The 18,166-nt window shown below is 73.5% G+C and carries 12 protein-coding genes; 10 read left to right on the forward strand and 2 right to left on the reverse strand.

Annotated features, from left to right (window positions below; genetic code table 11):
• Positions 1-184 precede the first annotated feature (184 nt).
• The 5 genes from IE217_RS12610 to hflX all read left to right on the forward strand — a co-directional run bounded on the left by IE217_RS12610 (position 185) and on the right by hflX (position 7,425).
• Positions 185-673, forward strand: coding sequence for a hypothetical protein (locus IE217_RS12610; RefSeq protein ID WP_229865292.1), 489 nt, complete (start codon positions 185-187; stop codon positions 671-673).
• Positions 674-769: 96 nt separating this feature from the next.
• The gene (dapF, locus tag IE217_RS12615) at positions 770-1,639 is read left to right on the forward strand and encodes a diaminopimelate epimerase (protein ID WP_190177920.1); all 870 of its coding nucleotides are present in this window, start codon (positions 770-772) and stop codon (positions 1,637-1,639) included.
• Positions 1,640-1,939: 300 nt separating this feature from the next.
• Entirely contained in the window at positions 1,940-4,138 is a 2,199-nt protein-coding gene (locus tag IE217_RS12620; protein ID WP_190177921.1) for a RelA/SpoT family protein, read from the forward strand.
• A gap of 188 nt (positions 4,139-4,326) precedes the next feature.
• Positions 4,327-5,811, forward strand: a complete 1,485-nt coding sequence (locus tag IE217_RS12625; RefSeq protein WP_190177922.1) for a M1 family metallopeptidase — start codon at positions 4,327-4,329, stop codon at positions 5,809-5,811.
• A gap of 123 nt (positions 5,812-5,934) precedes the next feature.
• Positions 5,935-7,425: a GTPase HflX gene (gene hflX, locus IE217_RS12630; RefSeq protein WP_190177923.1), complete on the forward strand. Its 1,491-nt coding sequence runs from the start codon at positions 5,935-5,937 to the stop codon at positions 7,423-7,425.
• A gap of 80 nt (positions 7,426-7,505) precedes the next feature.
• On the opposite strand, the gene IE217_RS12635 is transcribed toward hflX, so the two are convergent.
• Positions 7,506-8,741: a trypsin-like serine peptidase gene (locus tag IE217_RS12635; protein ID WP_190177924.1), complete on the reverse strand. Its 1,236-nt coding sequence runs from the start codon at positions 8,739-8,741 to the stop codon at positions 7,506-7,508.
• Between the two features lie 333 nt (positions 8,742-9,074).
• Between IE217_RS12635 and IE217_RS12640 the strand changes: the two genes are divergently transcribed.
• From IE217_RS12640 to IE217_RS12655, 4 genes are all read left to right on the forward strand, one after another.
• Entirely contained in the window at positions 9,075-10,514 is a 1,440-nt protein-coding gene (locus IE217_RS12640) for a diaminobutyrate--2-oxoglutarate transaminase family protein (protein ID WP_373298007.1), read from the forward strand.
• Between the two features lie 81 nt (positions 10,515-10,595).
• Positions 10,596-12,563 carry an IucA/IucC family protein gene (locus IE217_RS12645; protein WP_190177925.1) on the forward strand — a complete coding sequence of 656 codons (1,968 nt, stop codon included), beginning with the start codon at positions 10,596-10,598 and terminating at the stop codon, positions 12,561-12,563.
• Positions 12,564-12,587: 24 nt separating this feature from the next.
• Positions 12,588-13,544: a GNAT family N-acetyltransferase gene (locus IE217_RS12650; protein WP_373298008.1), complete on the forward strand. Its 957-nt coding sequence runs from the start codon at positions 12,588-12,590 to the stop codon at positions 13,542-13,544.
• Positions 13,545-13,629: 85 nt separating this feature from the next.
• Positions 13,630-15,615 carry an ATP-dependent DNA helicase gene (locus IE217_RS12655; protein ID WP_190177926.1) on the forward strand — a complete coding sequence of 662 codons (1,986 nt, stop codon included), beginning with the start codon at positions 13,630-13,632 and terminating at the stop codon, positions 15,613-15,615.
• Between the two features lie 483 nt (positions 15,616-16,098).
• Here IE217_RS12655 and lexA read toward each other — a convergent pair whose 3' ends face one another.
• Positions 16,099-16,878 carry a transcriptional repressor LexA gene (lexA, locus tag IE217_RS12660; RefSeq protein ID WP_189704988.1) on the reverse strand — a complete coding sequence of 260 codons (780 nt, stop codon included), beginning with the start codon at positions 16,876-16,878 and terminating at the stop codon, positions 16,099-16,101.
• Positions 16,879-17,457: 579 nt separating this feature from the next.
• Between lexA and nrdR the strand changes: the two genes are divergently transcribed.
• Complete coding sequence (gene nrdR, locus IE217_RS12665; RefSeq protein ID WP_190177927.1) at positions 17,458-18,048, forward strand: transcriptional regulator NrdR; 591 nt, start codon at positions 17,458-17,460, stop codon at positions 18,046-18,048.
• Positions 18,049-18,166 lie beyond the last annotated feature (118 nt).

Consider the following 18,166-nt stretch of genomic DNA (forward strand, 5'->3'; position numbering starts at 1 on the left):
TCGACCAGTGGAGTCCTAGTTGGGAGGGCGCGTGGCGATGGAGGCCGGCCCTCGCGACACCGCAGCGGACACCGAGCGTGTCATCGTGCAGCACACGGGCGCGGGCACCGACGTGGACACGAGCACGGGTAGCGAAATGGGCCCGAGCACGGGTGCCGACTTGGGCCCGAGCACGGGTGCCGGCATGGGCCCGGCCGCGGACCTGGCCGCCGGCCAGGACGCCGACCCGGGCGCCGTCACCGACCCGGACGAGGGCACGCTGAGCCCGGACGGCCCCGACGAGACCCCGGACGGCGTGACCGCGGACGGCCCGGCGCCCGAGGAGATGTTCCCCGGCCCCGAGGTGGAGGTCGAGCTGCGCCCGCAGCGGCGCCTGCGCATCTGGCAGCTCGCGCCCATCGTGGGCCTCGCCGCCGTGGGATCACTGATGTTCGCCTTCCCGCTCGCCTTCGACGGCGACAGCGGTGCCGTGATCGCCATGCTGGGCCTGCTGATCTGCCTCTGCGCGGCCGGCTGGGGCATGATGGCCGCCCGCCGCGTCGGCTACACCTGGCCGGGCGTGCCGCCCCGCGGCTCCGGGCGCCGCGCCGACTGGCGGATGATCGGCGTCTACGTCCTCCTCTGCGTCCTGGTCGTCGTCCTCGCCGTCTGGCGGGTCGCCCGCCTCCGCTAGGGCACCCGGGGGCGCCGTCCGTCCACCGGTCGTCCCGCGCGGGACGACGACGGGCGTGACCGCGAGCCTGTCGTAGGCACCCCGTACGATCGAGGCATGAGCACGCGCATCGCCTTCCTCAAGGGCCACGGCACGGAGAACGACTTCGTGATCATCCCGGACCCGGAGAACGCCGTCGAGCTGTCCCCGGCCGCCGTCGCCGCCCTGTGCGACCGCCGCGCGGGCATCGGCGGCGACGGTGTGCTGCACGTCGTGCGGTCGGCCGCGCACCCGGAGGCCCGCGCGATGGCCGCCGAGGCGGAGTGGTTCATGGACTACCGCAACGGCGACGGCTCGGTCGCCGAGATGTGCGGCAACGGCACACGCGTGTTCGCCCGCTACCTCCAGCGCGCCGGGTACACCGGAGAGGGCGACCTCGCGATCGCCACGCGCGGGGGCGTGAAGAGCGTGCACATCGCCAAGGACGGCGACATCACCGTGGGCATGGGCAGGGCCCGGCTGCCCGAGGGCGACGTCACGGTCGGCGTCGGCGACCGCACCTGGCCCGCGCGGAACGTGAACATGGGCAACCCGCACGCGGTGGCCTTCGTGAACGACCTCGCGCACGCCGGCGACCTGCTCTCGGCCCCCCTGGTCGGCCCGCCGTCCGCCTACCCGGACGGGGTCAACGTCGAGTTCGTCGTCGACCGGGGCCCCGGCCACGTCGCCCTGCGCGTGCACGAGCGCGGCTCGGGCGAGACCCGCTCGTGCGGCACGGGCGCGTGCGCCGTCGCCGTGGCCGCCGCCCGGCGCGATGGCGCGGAGCCCGCGCTCACCGGTACGCCCGCGACCTACCGGGTGGACGTGCCCGGCGGCACCCTGGTCATCACCGAGCGGCCGGACGGCGAGATCGAGATGACCGGCCCGGCGGTGATCGTCGCCGAGGGCGAGATCGACACCGAGTGGCTGGAAAGCGCCGCTCGCTGAATCCCCGGCGGCTGACGTTTCGTGAGGTCCCGCGCGGGTGCACCGGTGCGATTCCATGTCCCCTGAGCGGGTGTGTATGGGAATCGTCGGCTGACCATCCGTCAGGTGACCGGAAAACGTAAACCTCGAAACGGTCGCTCGATTGGGTGATCCGTTTCACGCTCACCGAGAGGCGGTCTGGCGGAGGTGCTGGGGTCGGTAGCATCAAGCACCGGCCCGGACGGGGGATCCGACGCCAACCCCTGAGCCGCGTACGCCCTGGGGCACCCCGTCCGCCGGTCGACGCAGCCGGAGGTGCCCATGAGTGCGGATGCCACGAATCCCGCCGCCCCGGGACCGGTGGCGCCCACGGCGGCACGCCGCAGGACCCGCCCGCGGATCGACCTGCGCCGCCTCGGCCGCGCCGCGCTCCTCGGGCCCGCCGCCCGCGACCGGCTGCCGGACGCCATCGGCCACGTGGCGGAGGCCCACCGCGCCCACCACCCCGACGCCGACCTCGAACCCCTGCGCAGGGCCTACGTCCTGGCCGAGTCCTCGCACCGCGGCCAGATGCGCAAGAGCGGCGAGCCGTACATCACGCACCCCCTCGCCGTGACCCTGATCCTCGCCGAACTCGGCGCCGAGACCACGACGTTGACCGCCTCGCTGCTCCACGACACCGTGGAGGACACCGACGTGACGTTGGATCAGGTCCGCGAGCAGTTCGGCGAGGAGGTGCGCTACCTCGTCGACGGCGTCACCAAGCTGGAGAAGGTCGACTACGGCGCCGCCGCCGAGCCCGAGACCTTCCGCAAGATGCTCGTGGCCACCGGCAACGACGTCCGCGTGATGTCGATCAAACTCGCCGACCGGCTGCACAACATGCGCACCCTCGGCGTCATGCGCCCGGAGAAACAGGCCCGCATCGCCAAGGTCACCCGTGACGTCCTCATCCCGCTCGCCGAACGGCTCGGCGTGCAGGCGCTCAAGACCGAGTTGGAGGACCTGGTCTTCGCGATCCTGCACCCCGAGGAGTACGAGCACACGCGCGGGCTGATCGCCGAGAACGCGTCCGCGCCGAGCGACCCGCTCACCGAGGTCGCCGAACAGGTGCGGGGCGTGCTGCGCGAGGCCGGCATCTCCGCCGAAGTCCTCATCAGGCCACGGCACTTCGTGTCCGTGCACCGGGTCTCCCGCAAGCGCGGCAAGCTCCGCGGCTGCGACTTCGGCCGGCTGCTGGTGCTGGTGAACGAGGACGCCGACTGCTACGGCGTCCTCGGTGAACTGCACACCTGCATGACGCCGGTCGTCTCTGAGTTCAAGGACTTCATCGCCGTACCCAAGTTCAACCTCTACCAGTCGCTGCACACCGCCGTCGCGCGCGAGGACGGCCAGGTCGTCGAAGTCCTCATCCGCACCCACCAGATGCACAAGGTCGCCGAGGCCGGCGTCGTCGCCCTCGGCAATCCCTACGCTCCTCCTTCGGAGGAGCAGCCGTCCGGCGAGCAGTCCCCGGGCGACGGCGAGCGCGCCGACCCCACCCGGCCCGGCTGGCTCTCCCGCCTCCTCGACTGGCAGCAGGCCGCGCCCGACCCCGACACCTTCTGGTCCACCCTGCGCGAGGACCTGGCCCAGGACCGCGAGATCACCGTCTTCCGGCCCGACGGCGGCACCCTCGGGCTGCCCGACGGAGCCACCTGCGTGGACGCCGCGTACGCCCAGTACGGCGAGGACGCGCACGCCTGCATCGGCGCCCGCGTCAACGGCCGGCTGGCCACCCTCAGCACCGTCCTGAGGGACGGCGACACCGTCCAGCTCCTCATGGGCCAGGACCCGGCCTCCGAGCCCTCGGCGGCCTGGCTGGAGCACGCCCACACACCGGCCGCCCGCATCGCCATCCAGCGCTGGCTGGCCACCCACCCGGCGCCCGGACAGGCGGCCGCCGGCCCCTCCGGTGAGGAACCCGAGGAGCGCGCGGCGCCCCACACCCCCGAGCGCGCCGCGGCCCCGGCACCCGACACCGGGGCGGACACCCGGCCCGCGCGGCCCGGCAGAGCCAGCGTCGTGGTCGTCGACAGGCCCCGCGCGGGCGCCCGCCTCGCCGGCTGCTGCACCCCCGTGCCGCCGGACGAGATCACCGGCTTCGCCGTGCGCGGCGGCATGGTGACCGTGCACCGGGTCGAGTGCGCCGCGGTCGCCCGGATGAACGGCGCGGGGCGCGCCGAGATCGACGTGCGCTGGGGCGACACCACCGAGTGCCGGGTCACGCTGCTCGCCGAATCGTTCGGCCGCCCCCATCTGCTGGCCGACCTCACCGAGGCCATCGCCCTCGAAGGCGTCGAGATCGTCTCGGCCACCGTGGCCCCGCCGACCCAGCAGCGCGTCCGCCACACGTACACCCTCCAGCTCCCCGACGCCGCCAGACTGCCCGCCCTCATGCGCGCGATGCGCAACGTCCCCGGCGTGTACGACGTGAGCCGCGCCCAGCACCACTCCCCGGCCCAGCCGCCCGGCGCCTGAGCCGCCCGGCGCGCAGGACCCACGCGCGGGCTCGCGCCGTACGCCCTGTGCGCGCCCTGCACGCCGCAGGCGCCGGGCGCGCCGCACGCCCCGGCGCGGCACCGTCGGCGTGCATCCACGGGCCCCGTTCGGGTGGGCCGGGCGCGCGCCGCCGCCGCCCGGCAGCCGGGCGCTGGTAGCGGTGGTGCATGCCGCTCACCCCCCGCCCCCGCGTTCCGCGCCGTATCAGGGCCGCGCTCCTCGGCTCCGCCGTGGCGGTCTGCCTCGTCGCCGCGAGCACCCCGCCCGCCCCGCTGGGCATCGGCGACCGCCTCTTCCCGTACCTCGGCAACCCGGGCTACGACGTGTCGTCGTACGACCTGGACTTCACCTACTCCGGAGACAACGGCAAGCCGCTCAAGGCAGTCACCACCATCGACGCCCGGACCACCCGGGACCTGGACCGGGTGAACCTCGACTTCGCGCACGGCACGGTCGACTCCGTGGAGGTCGACGGCCTGCCCGCCGCCTTCGCCGAGGCCGGCGAGGACCTCGTGATCACCCCGGCCACGCCCCTGCCCGGGCACAGCTGGATGCGGATCACCGTCCACCACACCAGCGACCCCGTGCCCGCCAAGGGCCGCGACGGCGGCTGGGTCCGCACCGCCGACGGCCTCGCCATGGCCAACCAGGCAGACGTCGCCCATCTGGTCTTCCCTTGCAACGACCACCCGTCCGACAAGGCCATGTTCACCATCCGCGTCACCGCGCCCCAGGGGTACACGGCCGTGGCCAACGGTCTGCCCGCCGGCGCCCGCCGTGCCGCGGGCGGCACCACCTGGACGTACCGCACCCGCCACCCCATGGCCACCGAACTGGCGCAGGTCTCCATCGGCCGCTCCGCCGTGGTGCACCGCGGCGGACCGCACGGCCTGCCGGTGCGCGACGTCGTCCCCGCCCAGGACCGCGACAGGCTCGAACCGTGGCTCGCGAAGACGCCGGACCAGATCGCCTGGATGGAGAGCAAGGTCGGGCCCTACCCGTTCGAGACCTACGGCGTCCTCATGGCCTCCGCGGCCACCGGCTTCGAACTCGAGACGCAGACCCTCTCGCTCTTCGAGAAGGGCCTGTTCACCGACCCCGCCTACCCGAAGTGGTACGTCGAGTCGGTCATGGTGCACGAGCTGTCCCACCAGTGGTTCGGCGACAGTGTCAGCCCGCGCGTGTGGTCCGACGTGTGGCTCAACGAGGGCCACGCCACCTGGTACGAGGCCCTGTACGCCGAGGAGAAGGCGGGCAAGCCCATGGAGGCGCGCATGAAGGCCGCCTACGGCGCCTCCGACCGCTGGCGCGCCTCCGGCGGACCGCCCGCGCTGCCCAAGCCCCCCAAGCCCGGGCAGAAGATCGGCATCTTCCGCGCCAACGTCTACGACGGTGCGGCGCTCGTGCTGTACGCCCTGCGCCAGGAGATCGGCAGGCCCGCCTTCGAGCGGCTGGAGCGCGCCTGGGTGCGCGCCCACCGCGACGGCACGGCCGGCACCGCCGACTTCGTTGACCTGGCCTCCCGCATCGCCGGACGCGATCTGAGCGGCTTCCTCAAGGGCTGGCTCTACGGCGAGAAGACCCCGCCCATGCCGGGTCACCCGGACTGGAAGCCCACGCCGGCCCCGACGGCCGAGGCGGTCAAGAAATAACACCGTGACGGGGCGGGCCGGACCGTGCGACCATCGTCGGGCCGGCGCGAGGCGGGTCACGGGAATCTCCCGGGGTACCCGCGCGTTGCACACGGTGAAGGAACCCGACGACGTAAGGACCCAATGACCTCCTCTTCTTCCTCTTCCCAGGCCACCAAGCGCCTCGCGCAGACCTACCCCGAAGGACTTCGGGCCGATGCCCTGATGGAAGAGGACGTCGCCTGGAGCCACGAGATCGACACGGAGCGGGACGGCGACCAGTTCGACCGCTCCGACCGCGCGGCCCTGCGCCGTGTCGCGGGCCTGTCCACCGAGCTCGAGGACGTCACCGAGGTCGAGTACCGGCAGCTGCGCCTGGAGCGCGTCGTGCTCGTCGGCGTCTGGACCACGGGGACCGTGCGGGACGCGGAGAACTCCCTGGCCGAGCTCGCCGCCCTCGCGGAGACCGCGGGCGCTGTCGTGCTCGACGGCGTGATCCAGCGCCGCGACAAGCCCGACGCGGCCACCTACATCGGCTCCGGCAAGGCGGACGAGCTGCGGGACATCGTCCTGGACACCGGCGCGGACACCGTCATCTGCGACGGTGAGCTCAGCCCCGGCCAGCTCATCCACCTCGAGGACGTCGTCAAGGTCAAGGTCATCGACCGTACGGCCCTGATCCTGGACATCTTCGCCCAGCACGCCAAGTCCCGGGAGGGCAAGGCGCAGGTCGCGCTCGCGCAGATGCAGTACATGCTGCCGAGGCTGCGGGGCTGGGGTCAGTCGCTGTCCCGGCAGATGGGCGGCGGCAGCGGGGGCCTCGCGACGCGCGGTCCCGGTGAGACCAAGATCGAGACGGACCGGCGCCGCATCCGCGAGAAGATGGCGAAGATGCGCCGGGAGATCGCGGACATGAAGACCGGCCGCGAGATCAAGCGCCAGGAGCGCCGCCGCAACAAGGTGCCCTCGGTCGCCATCGCGGGCTACACCAACGCGGGCAAGTCCTCCCTGCTCAACCGCCTCACCGGCGCCGGCGTCCTGGTCGAGAACGCGCTGTTCGCGACCCTGGACCCCACCGTGCGCCGGGCCGAGACCCCGAGCGGGCGGCTCTACACGCTCGCGGACACCGTCGGCTTCGTGCGGCACCTGCCGCACCACCTGGTCGAGGCGTTCCGCTCCACCATGGAGGAGGTCGGCGACTCCGACCTGATCCTGCACGTGGTGGACGGCTCGCACCCGGACCCGGAGGAGCAGCTGGCGGCCGTGCGCGAGGTGATCAGGGACGTCGGCGCCACCGACGTGCCCGAGATCGTCGTGATCAACAAGGCGGACGCGGCCGACCCGCTGGTGCTCCAGCGGCTGCTGCGGGTGGAGAAGCACTCCATCGCCGTCTCCGCCCGTACGGGCCGGGGCATCGCCGAACTGACCGCCCTGATCGACAACGAGCTGCCGCGGCCCTCCGTGGAGATCGAGGCGCTCGTGCCGTACACCCACGGCAAGCTGGTCGCCCGCGCCCACACCGAGGGCGAGGTGATCTCCGAGGAGCACACCGCGGAGGGCACCCTGCTCAAGGCCCGGGTGCACGAGGAACTGGCCGCGGACCTGGCGCCGTACACACCGGCCGCCGCGGTCTGACCGGCCGCCGGCATCGCAACCGGAAGGGCCGCCCCGCCGTCGAGCGGGGCGGCCCTTCCGGCTGTCGCCGGACGATCGGCTCAGCGGCCGGCGAACTTTTTGCCGGCCGCCTCGTAGACGCCCTTCGCCACCGCGCCCAGCCGCGGCCCCGCCAGCCAGCCCGAGGTCACCGGGCCGATCGAGGTGTTGGAGACCAGGGCCGGCTTGCCGTCCGCGCCGGTCTCCACCCAGCCGCCGCCCGAGGAACCGCCGGTCATGGTGCAGCCGATGCGGTACATCGTCGGGTCGGTGGCGTTGAGCGACAGGCGCCCGGGCTTGTCCTGGCACTGGTAGAGCCGCTGACCGTCGTACGGCGGCGCCGCCGGGTAACCGGTCGCGGTGAGGCTCTGCACCTGCGGCACGGCAGGCGCGTCGAAGTTCACGGGCAGCGCCGCGCCCACGGTCTCCTGGAGGGACTTGCCGCCGCTGCCCTGTTCCGGCGTCACATGGATGACGGCGAAGTCGTAGCCGGCGCCCTGGCCGCCGGTCGCGCCGCCCTGGGAGATCCACTGCTGCGAGGTCTGCGCCCAGTCCGCCCACCACACGCCGTAGGGCGCGATCGTCCGCCGCGGGGCGTTGCGCAGCTCGTCGGTGCTGCGGCCGTCGTTGTTGTACGACGGCACGAACGCGATGTTGCGGTACCAGCCGCCCTTCTTGCCCGCGTGCACGCAGTGGCCCGCCGTCCACACCAGGTTGGACCTGCCCGGGTTGGCCGGGTCCTCCACGACCGTCGCCGAGCAGACCATGGTCCCCTCGGGGGAGTCGAAGAACACCTTGCCCGCGGTCGCCGCGTTGGCGTGGTACGTCGGCGCCACCGCCTGCGCCCGCACCGGGGCCGGCGTCGGGTCGGTGACGCCCTGGTCACCGGAGAGGTCGTTCGAGTCGACCTGCTTGGCCGGGTCCTTGGCCCGGCGCATCCGGTCCGGGTTCCACAGGCCCTTGATGATCGGGTTGATGAAGTCGTTCGCCTCGCGCAGCCAGTCGTCCCGGCTCCAGTTCTTCCAGGCGCCGTTCTTCCACTTGTCGATGTCGATCCCGTGTTCCTTCAGCTTCTGCCTGATGTCGTCCGGGATCTGGATCTTGCCGTCGCCGCCGCCCGAGCCGGTGGCGCTCGCGGCGGCGGAGGACGCGCCGTCCGCCTTGCCGTCGCCCGAGCCGCAGCCCGTGACGGTGAGCGCCAGCACCGAGACCAGCGCGACGGCGGCCGGAACGGGGGAGGCCGTGCGGCGTGCGCCTCCTCCTCGGCGAGCGGTGAAGGACGGGCGTATGGGTCGCATGGTCTTGACTCCCCCTGCTGTGAACGGACTTGCTCGGTACCGCCGTGATCCCGCGTTCTCCCCGGCCGGGTTCGGGTGCTGCGCACGACGTGTGGAACGGCACCACACACTATGCGCTCGCTGTGGGGGACCGCCGACGGAACGGCAACGGTTCCGTCACGGCAAGGATCTTGGACGGCAAGGATCTTGGGACAACCCGTAACCGTGCGCGCGGCCGGCGGTTGTAGCGGTGGGGGGTCCGCTGTCCGCGTCCGGACCCCGGGGCTCGTCAGGAAGTCGAGGTGACGGCCCGTGAGGTGACGACGCCCTGGGAGTGTGGGAGGACGAGGAGCCGTGACCGTGACGGAGTCTGCGCCAGGGGCCGGGCCGCGGATGGACGCGGCCGCGGGGGCGCGCGCAGCGCACGAGGGCATCCTGCGGCGCCAGTCGGCGCGCGAGTCGGCGGCGCGCACCTACGCGCGCGCCCTGCCCATCGTCCCCGTACGGGCGCGCGGGCTCACCATCGAGGGCGCGGACGGCCGCCGTTACCTGGACTGCCTCTCGGGCGCCGGCACCCTGGCCCTCGGGCACAACCACCCCGTCGTGCTGGAGGCGATCCGCAAGGTGCTCGACTCCGGCGCGCCGCTGCACGCGCTCGACCTCGCCACACCCGTCAAGGACGCCTTCGTCACCGAGCTGTTCCGCACCCTGCCGCCCGGACTCGCCGGCCACGCGCGCGTGCAGTTCTGCGGGCCGGCCGGGACGGACGCGGTGGAGGCCGCGTTCACCCTCGTCCGGGCGGCCACCGGACGGGACGGCATCGTCGCCTTCGCCGGCGCCTACCACGGGATGACCGCGGGAGCCCTGGCCGCCTCGGGGCACGCGGCCGACGTACGGGTCGCCCGCCTGCCCTATCCGCAGGACTACCGCTGCCCCTTCGGCGTGGGCGGGGAACACGGCGCCGAACTCGCCGCCCGCTGGGCCGAGTCCGTCCTCGACGACCCCAAGTCCGGGGTGCCGCTGCCCGCCGGGCTGATCCTCGAACCCGTGCAGGGCGAGGGCGGGGTGATTCCCGCCCCCGACGGGTGGATGCGGCGGCTGCGGCGGATCACCGCCGACCGCTCCGTCCCCCTGATCGCCGACGAGATCCAGACCGGCGTCGGACGCACGGGCGCGTTCTGGGCCGTGGAACACAGCGCAGTGACACCCGACGTGATGGTGCTGTCCAAGGCCATCGGCGGCAGCCTGCCCCTCGCCGTCGTCGTCTACCACGAGGACCTCGACGTCTGGGGGCCCGGCGCCCACGCCGGAACGTTCCGGGGCAACCAGCTCGCGATGGCCGCCGGCACCGCCACGCTGGCCCACGTCCGGGAGAACGGCCTCGCCGAGCGCGCCGCCTCGCTGGGAGCCCGCATGCTCTCGCGACTCCGGGCGCTGGAGGGGGCGTACGAGTGTGTCGGTGAGGTGCGGGGGCGCGGGCTGATGATCGGGGTGGAGCTGGTGGAGGAGGAATGCGCCAAGGGGCGTGAGGGGGAGCTGGAGCGCGGTGCGGGGCGCGAGGGGGCGTGCGACGAGGGGCGCGCGGAGGGGCGTCCTCGCCCGGCCGCGCCTCATCTCGCCGCCGCCGTGCAGCGGGAGTGCCTGAAGAGGGGACTGATCGTCGAGCTCGGCGGCCGCCACGCGAGCGTCGTACGGCTGCTGCCCCCGCTGACGATCAGCGACGAGCAGGCGACGGCGGTGCTCGACCGGCTGGCCGACGCGATCGACGCGGCGGCCCGCGACCAGCCCGGGTAGCGCCCGGCGCCGCCCCGCGACCAGCCCGGGTAGCGCCCCGCGAGACGCCAGCCGTACGACCGCACGACGCACGAGGACTCCTTGAACGCCACCCCCGCACCACCCGGCCGCCCCCGCCCCCGCCCCCACGGCACCTCCGGGACCGTCCCCCACCAGCAGAACGATCAGTGGTCCGACCCCCTCGACCACCCCGACCCGCACACCGCAGCCCAGGCGGCGGCCGTGGACGGCCTCCTGCGCTGCTGGGTGCGCGAGACCGGCACGCGGGCCCCCGAGGGCGGCACCCTCCGCGTCCCCCTCCCGGCCACGGGCACCGCGCTGCTCGTCCCGGTCCTGCACTGGTCACCGACCGGCTGGCACCGCTTCGGCCCGCCCTGCCTGGTCGGCACCACGGACGGGGCGCCGGATCGACTCCCGCCGCTGGACGCCGTCACGCTCGCGGCACTGCTCGCCCGGGAGGCCGCCACGACACCCGGGCCCGCCGTGGACGGGTCGGGTGCCGCCGTGGACGCGCCGGGCCCCGCCGTGGATGGGCCGGGTGCCGCCGCGGACGGGGCGGGCCCCGTCGTGGAGGGGTCGGGCTCCGCCGTGGACGGGACGGACACCGCCGACCTCGTGGCCCGGGTCGCCGACTCCGTACGCCGCACCGCCCTCTTCGTGGCCGAACGCCGAGCCGATCCCGTCGACGGCCCCGACCTCTTCCTCTCCGCCGAACAGGCCCTGGTCCTCGGGCACCCGTTGCATCCGGCCCCCAAGAGCCGCGAAGGCATGACGGAGGCGGAGACGCGCGCCTGCTCACCCGAGCTGCGCGGCTCGTTCCCGCTGCACTGGGTGGCCGTCGACACGTCCGTGCTCGCCGCCGACTCGGCCTGGACCGAGCGCGGCCGGCCCGTCCCCGCCGAGCGGCTGACGGCCCGGCTCGCCGGACCGGGGCTCGCACTGCCCGAGGGCTGTGCCGCCCTGCCCCTGCACCCGTGGCAGGCGCGCGACGTACGGCACTGCCCCGGCCCGGCCGCGCTGTTCGAGACGGGGCTGCTCCGCGACCTGGGCGCCCATGGACCGCACTGGCACCCGACCTCCTCCGTGCGGACCGTCCACCGCTCCGGATCGGACGCCATGCTGAAGCTGTCGCTGGGCCTGCGCATCACCAACTCGCGCCGGGAGAACCTGCGCAAGGAACTGCACCGGGGCGCCGAGGTGCACCGGCTGCTGCGTTCGGGGCTTGCCGGGGAGTGGCGGGCCGCCCACCCGGACTTCGACATCGTGCGCGACCCGGCCTGGCTCGCCGTGGACGACCCCGGGGGCGAACCCGTGACCGGGCTGGACGTGGTGATCCGGCACAACCCCTTCGACCCTTCCGACGACGTCTCCTGCGTGGCCGGACTCGCCGCGCCCCGGCCCTGGCCCCGCGCGCTCGCCGCGCCGGCGACGCGGTCCCGGCTGGCCGACGTCGTCACCCGCCTCGCTGTCCGGACGGGCCGCCCGCGCGGGGCCGTCACCGCCGAGTGGTTCCTGCGCTACCTCGAACAGGTGATCCGCCCCGTGCTGTGGCTGGACGGCGAGGCGGGGATCGCCCTGGAGGCCCACCAGCAGAACACCCTGGTCCTGCTGGACGCCGAAGGCTGGCCCTCGGGCGGCCGCTACCGCGACAACCAGGGCTACTACTTCCGGGCCTCGCGGCGGGACGAACTCGACGCCCGCCTGCCCGGCATCGGTGAACACAGCGACACCTTCGTCTCCGACGAGGTCACGGACGAGCGCTTCGCCTACTACGTCGCCGTGAACAACGTGTTCGGCCTCATCGGCGCCATCGGTTCCCAGCGGCTGGCCGACGAACGGCTGCTGCTGGCCGCGTTCCGCCGCTTCCTCGAGGCCGCCGCCTCCGGGCCCGCCCGCACGCGCTCCACCCTGCCGGCCCGCCTGCTCGACGCCCCCGTCCTGCGCTGCAAGGCCAACCTGCTGACCCGGCTGCACGGCTTGGACGAACTGGTCGGCCCGGTCGACACCCAGTCCCTCTACGTCGCCATGGCCAACCCCCTGCACTCCTGACCAGCCCACCGAGAGGAGCGCGCCATGCCTCCCACCGACGCCGGTGCCGCCACCGGCCACGCCCCGGCGACCGGGGCCCCGGCCCTCACGACGCCGACCGCCGTACCGGACCTCGTCACCGGCACTGCCACCCCGGCATCCACCACGGACACCGCCGTCCCGGACACCGCCGTTCCGGACGCCGGCCCGGTGCCCGCCCTCCCGGTGTCCGCAGGGCCGGTGTCCGCCGGCCCGGGGCCCGCGGGGCCGGTCCTGGACCCCGCGCCCGCAGCACCCGCGGAGGACACCGGTGAGGCGGACAGCGAGGACACCGGGCAGGCGGACGGCGAGGACACTCTCGACCTCCGCCTCCCCGAGGAGTTCGTCGCGGCCTTCGGGCTGCTGCCCGGGACCGGCGCCCCGCGCAAGGACGCCCTGCTCGACGGCGTAGGCGACTGGGGAACCACGGTCACCCCCGTCGGGCCCTTCCGGCTGCTCCCGGTCCGCCTCGAGCGCGACCTGCCGGTCGTCAGCCGCTGGATGAACGATCCGGCCGTGGCGGAGTTCTGGCAGCTGGCCGGGCCGCAGAGCGTCACCGAGGCCCACCTGAGCGCGCAGCTCGACGGCGACGGGCGCAGCGTGCCCTGCATCGGCCTGCTCGACGGCACACCCATGAGCTACTGGGAGATCTACCGGGCCGACCTCGATCCGCTGGCCCGCCGCTATCCGGCCCGGCCGCACGACACCGGCGTCCACCTGCTGATCGGCAGCGTCGCCGACCGGGGACGGGGGCTCGGCAGCACCCTGCTCAGGGCCGTGGCCGACCTGGTACTCGACCGGCGCCCCGCGTGCGCCCGCGTGGTCGCGGAACCCGACCTGCGCAACGCGCCCTCCGTGGCCGCCTTCCTGACGGCGGGGTTCCGTTTCTCGGCGGAGATCGAGCTGCCCGGCAAGCGGGCCGCCCTGATGATCCGCGACCGGTCCCTGCGCCACCTGCTGTGACGGGGGGTCGTTGTGGCTGGGCGGAGGGGCCCTCCTCCACCGTGATCGCCCGTTTGTCAGTGCCGAGCCGTAGGGTGGTCGCGCTATGACGAAGCCCTCACTCCCCGAACTCCTGCATGCCGCCGTCGCCGCAGTCGGCGGCACGGAGCGCCCCGGCCAGGTGACCATGGCCCAAGCCGTCGCGGACGCCATCGACGACGGCTCGCACCTGCTGGTCCAGGCCGGCACGGGCACCGGAAAGTCCCTCGGCTATCTCGTGCCCGCCCTCGCGCACGGGGAGCGTGTCGTCGTGGCGACCGCCACCCTCGCCCTTCAGCGCCAACTCGTCGAGCGCGACCTGCCGCGCACGGTCGACGCCCTGCACCCGCTGCTGCGGCGCCGCCCGGAGTTCGCGATGCTCAAGGGCCGGTCGAACTACCTGTGCCTGCACCGGCTGCACGAGGGCGTGCCGCAGGACGAGGAGGAGGGCCTGTTCGACCAGTTCGAGGCGGCGGCGCCCACCAGCAAGCTCGGCCAGGACCTGCTGCGGCTGCGCGACTGGTCGGACGAGACCGAGTCCGGCGACCGCGACGACCTCACGCCCGGCGTGTCCGACCGCGCCTGGGCCCAGGTTTCGGTGTCCTCCCGGGAGTGCCTGGGCGCCTCGAAGTGCGCGTACGGCGCGGAGTGCTTCGCCGAGATGGACCGTGAGCGGGCGAAGCTCGCCGAGGTCGTCGTCACCAACCACGCGCTGCTGGCGATCGACGCCATCGAGGGCGCCCCGGTGCTGCCGCAGCACGAGGTGCTGATCGTCGACGAGGCGCACGAGCTGGTCTCCCGCGTCACCGGCGTCGCCACCGGGGAGCTCACCCCCGGCCAGGTCAACCGGGCGGTGCGCCGGGCGGCGAAGCTGGTCAACGAGAAGGCCGCCGACCAGCTCCAGACCGCCGCCGAGGGCTTCGAGCGGCTGATGGAGCTGGCGCTGCCCGGCCGGCTGGAGGAGATCCCGGAGGATCTCGGTTACGCGCTGCTGGCCCTGCGGGACGCCTCGCGCAACGTCATCTCGGCGCTCGGCTCGACCCGCGACAAGTCCGTCCAGGACGAGGACGCGGTCCGCAAGCAGGCGCTCGCCTCCGTGGAGAACGTGCACGACGTCGCGGAGCGCATCACCAACGGCTCCGAGTGGGACGTCGTCTGGTACGAGCGGCACGACCGCTTCGGGGCCTCCCTGCGTGTTGCGCCCATGTCGGTGTCCGGCCTGCTGCGGGAGAAGCTGTTCGCCGACCGCTCCGTCGTGCTGACCTCCGCGACCCTGAAGCTCGGCGGCGACTTCAACGGAGTCGGGGCCTCACTGGGGCTCGCCCCGGAGGGCACGGAGGGCGAGGACGTGCCCCAGTGGAAGGGCGTCGACGTCGGCTCCCCCTTCGACTACCGCAAGCAGGGGATCCTCTACGTGGCCAAGCACCTGGCGCGTCCCGCGCGGGACGGCGACCGGGGAGACATGCTCGACGAGCTGACGGAGCTGATCCAGGCGGCCGGCGGGCGGACCCTCGGCCTCTTCTCCTCCATGCGGGCCGCCCAGCTCGCGGCCGAGGAGCTGCGCACCCGGATCCCCGAGTTCCCGATCCTGCTCCAGGGCGAGGAGACGCTGGGCGAGCTGATCAAGAACTTCGCGGCGGACCCGAGGACGTGTCTCTTCGGCACGCTCTCCCTCTGGCAGGGCGTCGACGTGCCCGGCGCGAGCTGCCAGCTGGTCGTCATGGACAAGATCCCGTTCCCCCGGCCCGACGACCCCCTGATGAGCGCCCGCCAGAAGGCGGTGGAGGACGCGGGCGGCAACGGCTTCATGGCCGTGGCGGCCACGCACGCCGCCCTCCTCATGGCCCAGGGCGCCGGCCGCCTGGTACGCGCCTCGGGGGACCGCGGCGTGGTGGCCGTATTGGACCCGCGCCTGGCCACGGCCCGCTATGGCAGCTACCTCAAGGCCTCCCTCCCCGACTTCTGGTACACCACGGACCGCAACCAGGTCCGCAAGTCCCTGTCATCGATCGACGCGGCAGCCAAACAGAACGAGGCCGAGCTGGCGAAATAACCACAGGCTCACGGCCCGCCCGCCGCCCGGGCCTCGCAGGGGCACGGGCCGCGCGGGATCCGTGGGCCCGGGCTGCCCGAGTCGTGCGCAGCCCCCAGGACCGGGCCGCACCCCAGGCGAGGACGCGCACGAGCCCTGCCCAGCCGCCGGGGCACGGAGGCCGCCGGGGCACGGGCCGCCCGAGCGGTGAGCATCAGCGGGCAGGGCCGACCCGTGCCGTTCGATGGCCGACCCGCGCCATGCCATGCCCGTACCGTGCCAGCTCGCACCGTGCGCGTGCCGTGTAGCCCGTGCCGCGGCCCAGGCGCTCCGCGGCCGTGCTGCGGCCCGGGCGCTCCGCCAGCCGCCCCGTAGAAACCGCGCCCCGCGCTGGGCCGTGCCCCGCGCTGGATCGCGATCCGGGCAGCGCAGGGCCCCGGAACCGGCGCAGGGGTCCCGGGGCCCGATCAGGAGGCGGGTCGGCGAGCCCGCCCGCGGCGGTTCTCACACGCGCCGCAGCACCGCCACCACCTTGCCGAGGATCGTCGCGTCGTCGCCGGGGATCGGCTCGTACGCCGCGTTGTGCGGCAGGAGCCATACGTGGCCGTCCTCGCGCTTGAAGCGCTTGACGGTGGCCTCGCCCTCGATCATCGCGGCCACGATGTCGCCGTTCTCCGCGACCTGCTGACGGCGGACCGTGACCCAGTCGCCGTCACAGATGGCGGCCTCGATCATCGAGTCGCCGACGACCTTCAGCACGAACAGCTCACCGTCGCCGACCAGCTGCCGGGGAAGAGGGAAGACGTCCTCGACCGACTCCTCGGCGAGGATGGGCCCACCGGCGGCGATCCTGCCGACCAGCGGGACGTAGGAGGCGGCCGGCTTGCCCACGGTGTCGGTGGGCTGGAGCGTGGTGGCCTGGTCGGACCCGCGGACCTCGTAGGCGCGCGGACGGTGCGGGTCGCGGCGCAGGAAGCCCTTGCGCTCGAGTGCCATCAGCTGGTGTGCGACCGAGGAGGTGCTGGAGAGGCCGACGGCCTGGCCGATCTCCCGCATCGACGGCGGGTAGCCGCGCCGCTGGACGGAGTCCCTGATCACCTCGATCACCCGGCGCTGCCGGTCGGTGAGGCCCGAGCTGTCCGCCCGGATGCCTGGAGGTCGGCCCGGCAGGGATCGCTTGTGTCCCTCGGGATTCGCGGCTTCGTTCATCGCATGCACCGGCTCGAGTCGGCCCTGGGAGCGGTCCTGGGCAGTGATGGTGGCACTGTCTGCGGTGGTGGTCACGTCGTCGGCCCCTCTCGATGGTCTCCCTCCGGCACAACGGTAGTTGCTTTCGAAAGGTTGCGCCAAACACACGTTCGAGTGAAAAACCGCGGATTGCCTTACTTGATCATGTGTCCGGGTGTATGGCCGACGCGATGCCTGGCGGGTGGAAAGCCTCGTTGTCGTAGCTCTTCACCGCTGCGCCGGCCACCTCGTGGGCTGCCGTGCCAGTCTGCCATCCGGCGTGCCGTCGACCGGATGCCGGTTCCCATCTGCCCGGGAGTCCCACGCGTCCTCCGTGCGGCGCCCACGGTATCTCCGCAAGCGCTCCCGCGGTACGGGTGTGCGTCGGCGTGTTTCCCGTGGTGACGCGGGCAGACGAACGGCGGACGCCCCCGTCCGCTCGCGCGCGACACGCCGCGGATCCCCGTTTGTTACAAGCCAATCCCCACATCTAGTGGTTGGATGGCTACAGCAGCCCACAAGTTGTGGTCCCCCGGGTCTTCGGCCCGCCGATCATCGCCTATGCTTGGGGCTGCTTCGCGGGGCTCCTGAGGCCCGGCGAGGCTATTGCGTCTGCTGTGAGGAGGGTTGGAGTCCATGCACTGCCCCTTCTGCAGGCACCCCGACAGCCGTGTCGTCGACAGTCGTACGACGGACGACGGCACGTCGATCCGTAGGCGCCGCCAGTGCCCTGACTGCTCCCGTCGGTTCACGACCGTGGAGACGTGCTCGCTCATGGTGGTCAAGCGGTCCGGAGTCACCGAACCCTTCAGCCGTACCAAGGTCATCAACGGTGTGCGCAAGGCATGCCAGGGACGGCCTGTCACCGAGGACGCGCTCGCCCTGCTCGGTCAGAGGGTCGAGGAGGCGGTGCGCGGCAGCGGAAGCGCCGAGGTGGCCGCCCACGACGTCGGGCTGGCCATACTCGGCCCCTTGCAGGAGCTGGACCTCGTCGCCTACCTGCGGTTCGCGTCCGTCTACCGGGCGTTCGACTCGCTGGAGGACTTCGAGGCGGCGATCGAGGAACTCAGGGAAGGCGCGCGTCCCCCCGCGCGGCACGGGGGCGACGACGGCGGAGGCGGCGGCGAAGGCGCCGCGGCGGGCCGGGAGAACGGCCACGGCCAGGACGACGGCGGACGCCCGGGGACGGCTGCTGAGGTCCCCGAGCCCGCAGGCGCCGCCGACTGATCGGCGGGCCGGCCCGGACGGCGTGTCCGGGTCTGGCTCAGCGGCGGCGGAGAAGACGGTCGCGGGCGACAGCGGCAGGGATGCCCGCACCACGAGACACAACACCGTGCCACCGGAA

Source organism: Streptomyces naganishii JCM 4654 (assembly GCF_014650575.1).
GTDB lineage: Bacteria > Actinomycetota > Actinomycetes > Streptomycetales > Streptomycetaceae > Streptomyces > Streptomyces naganishii.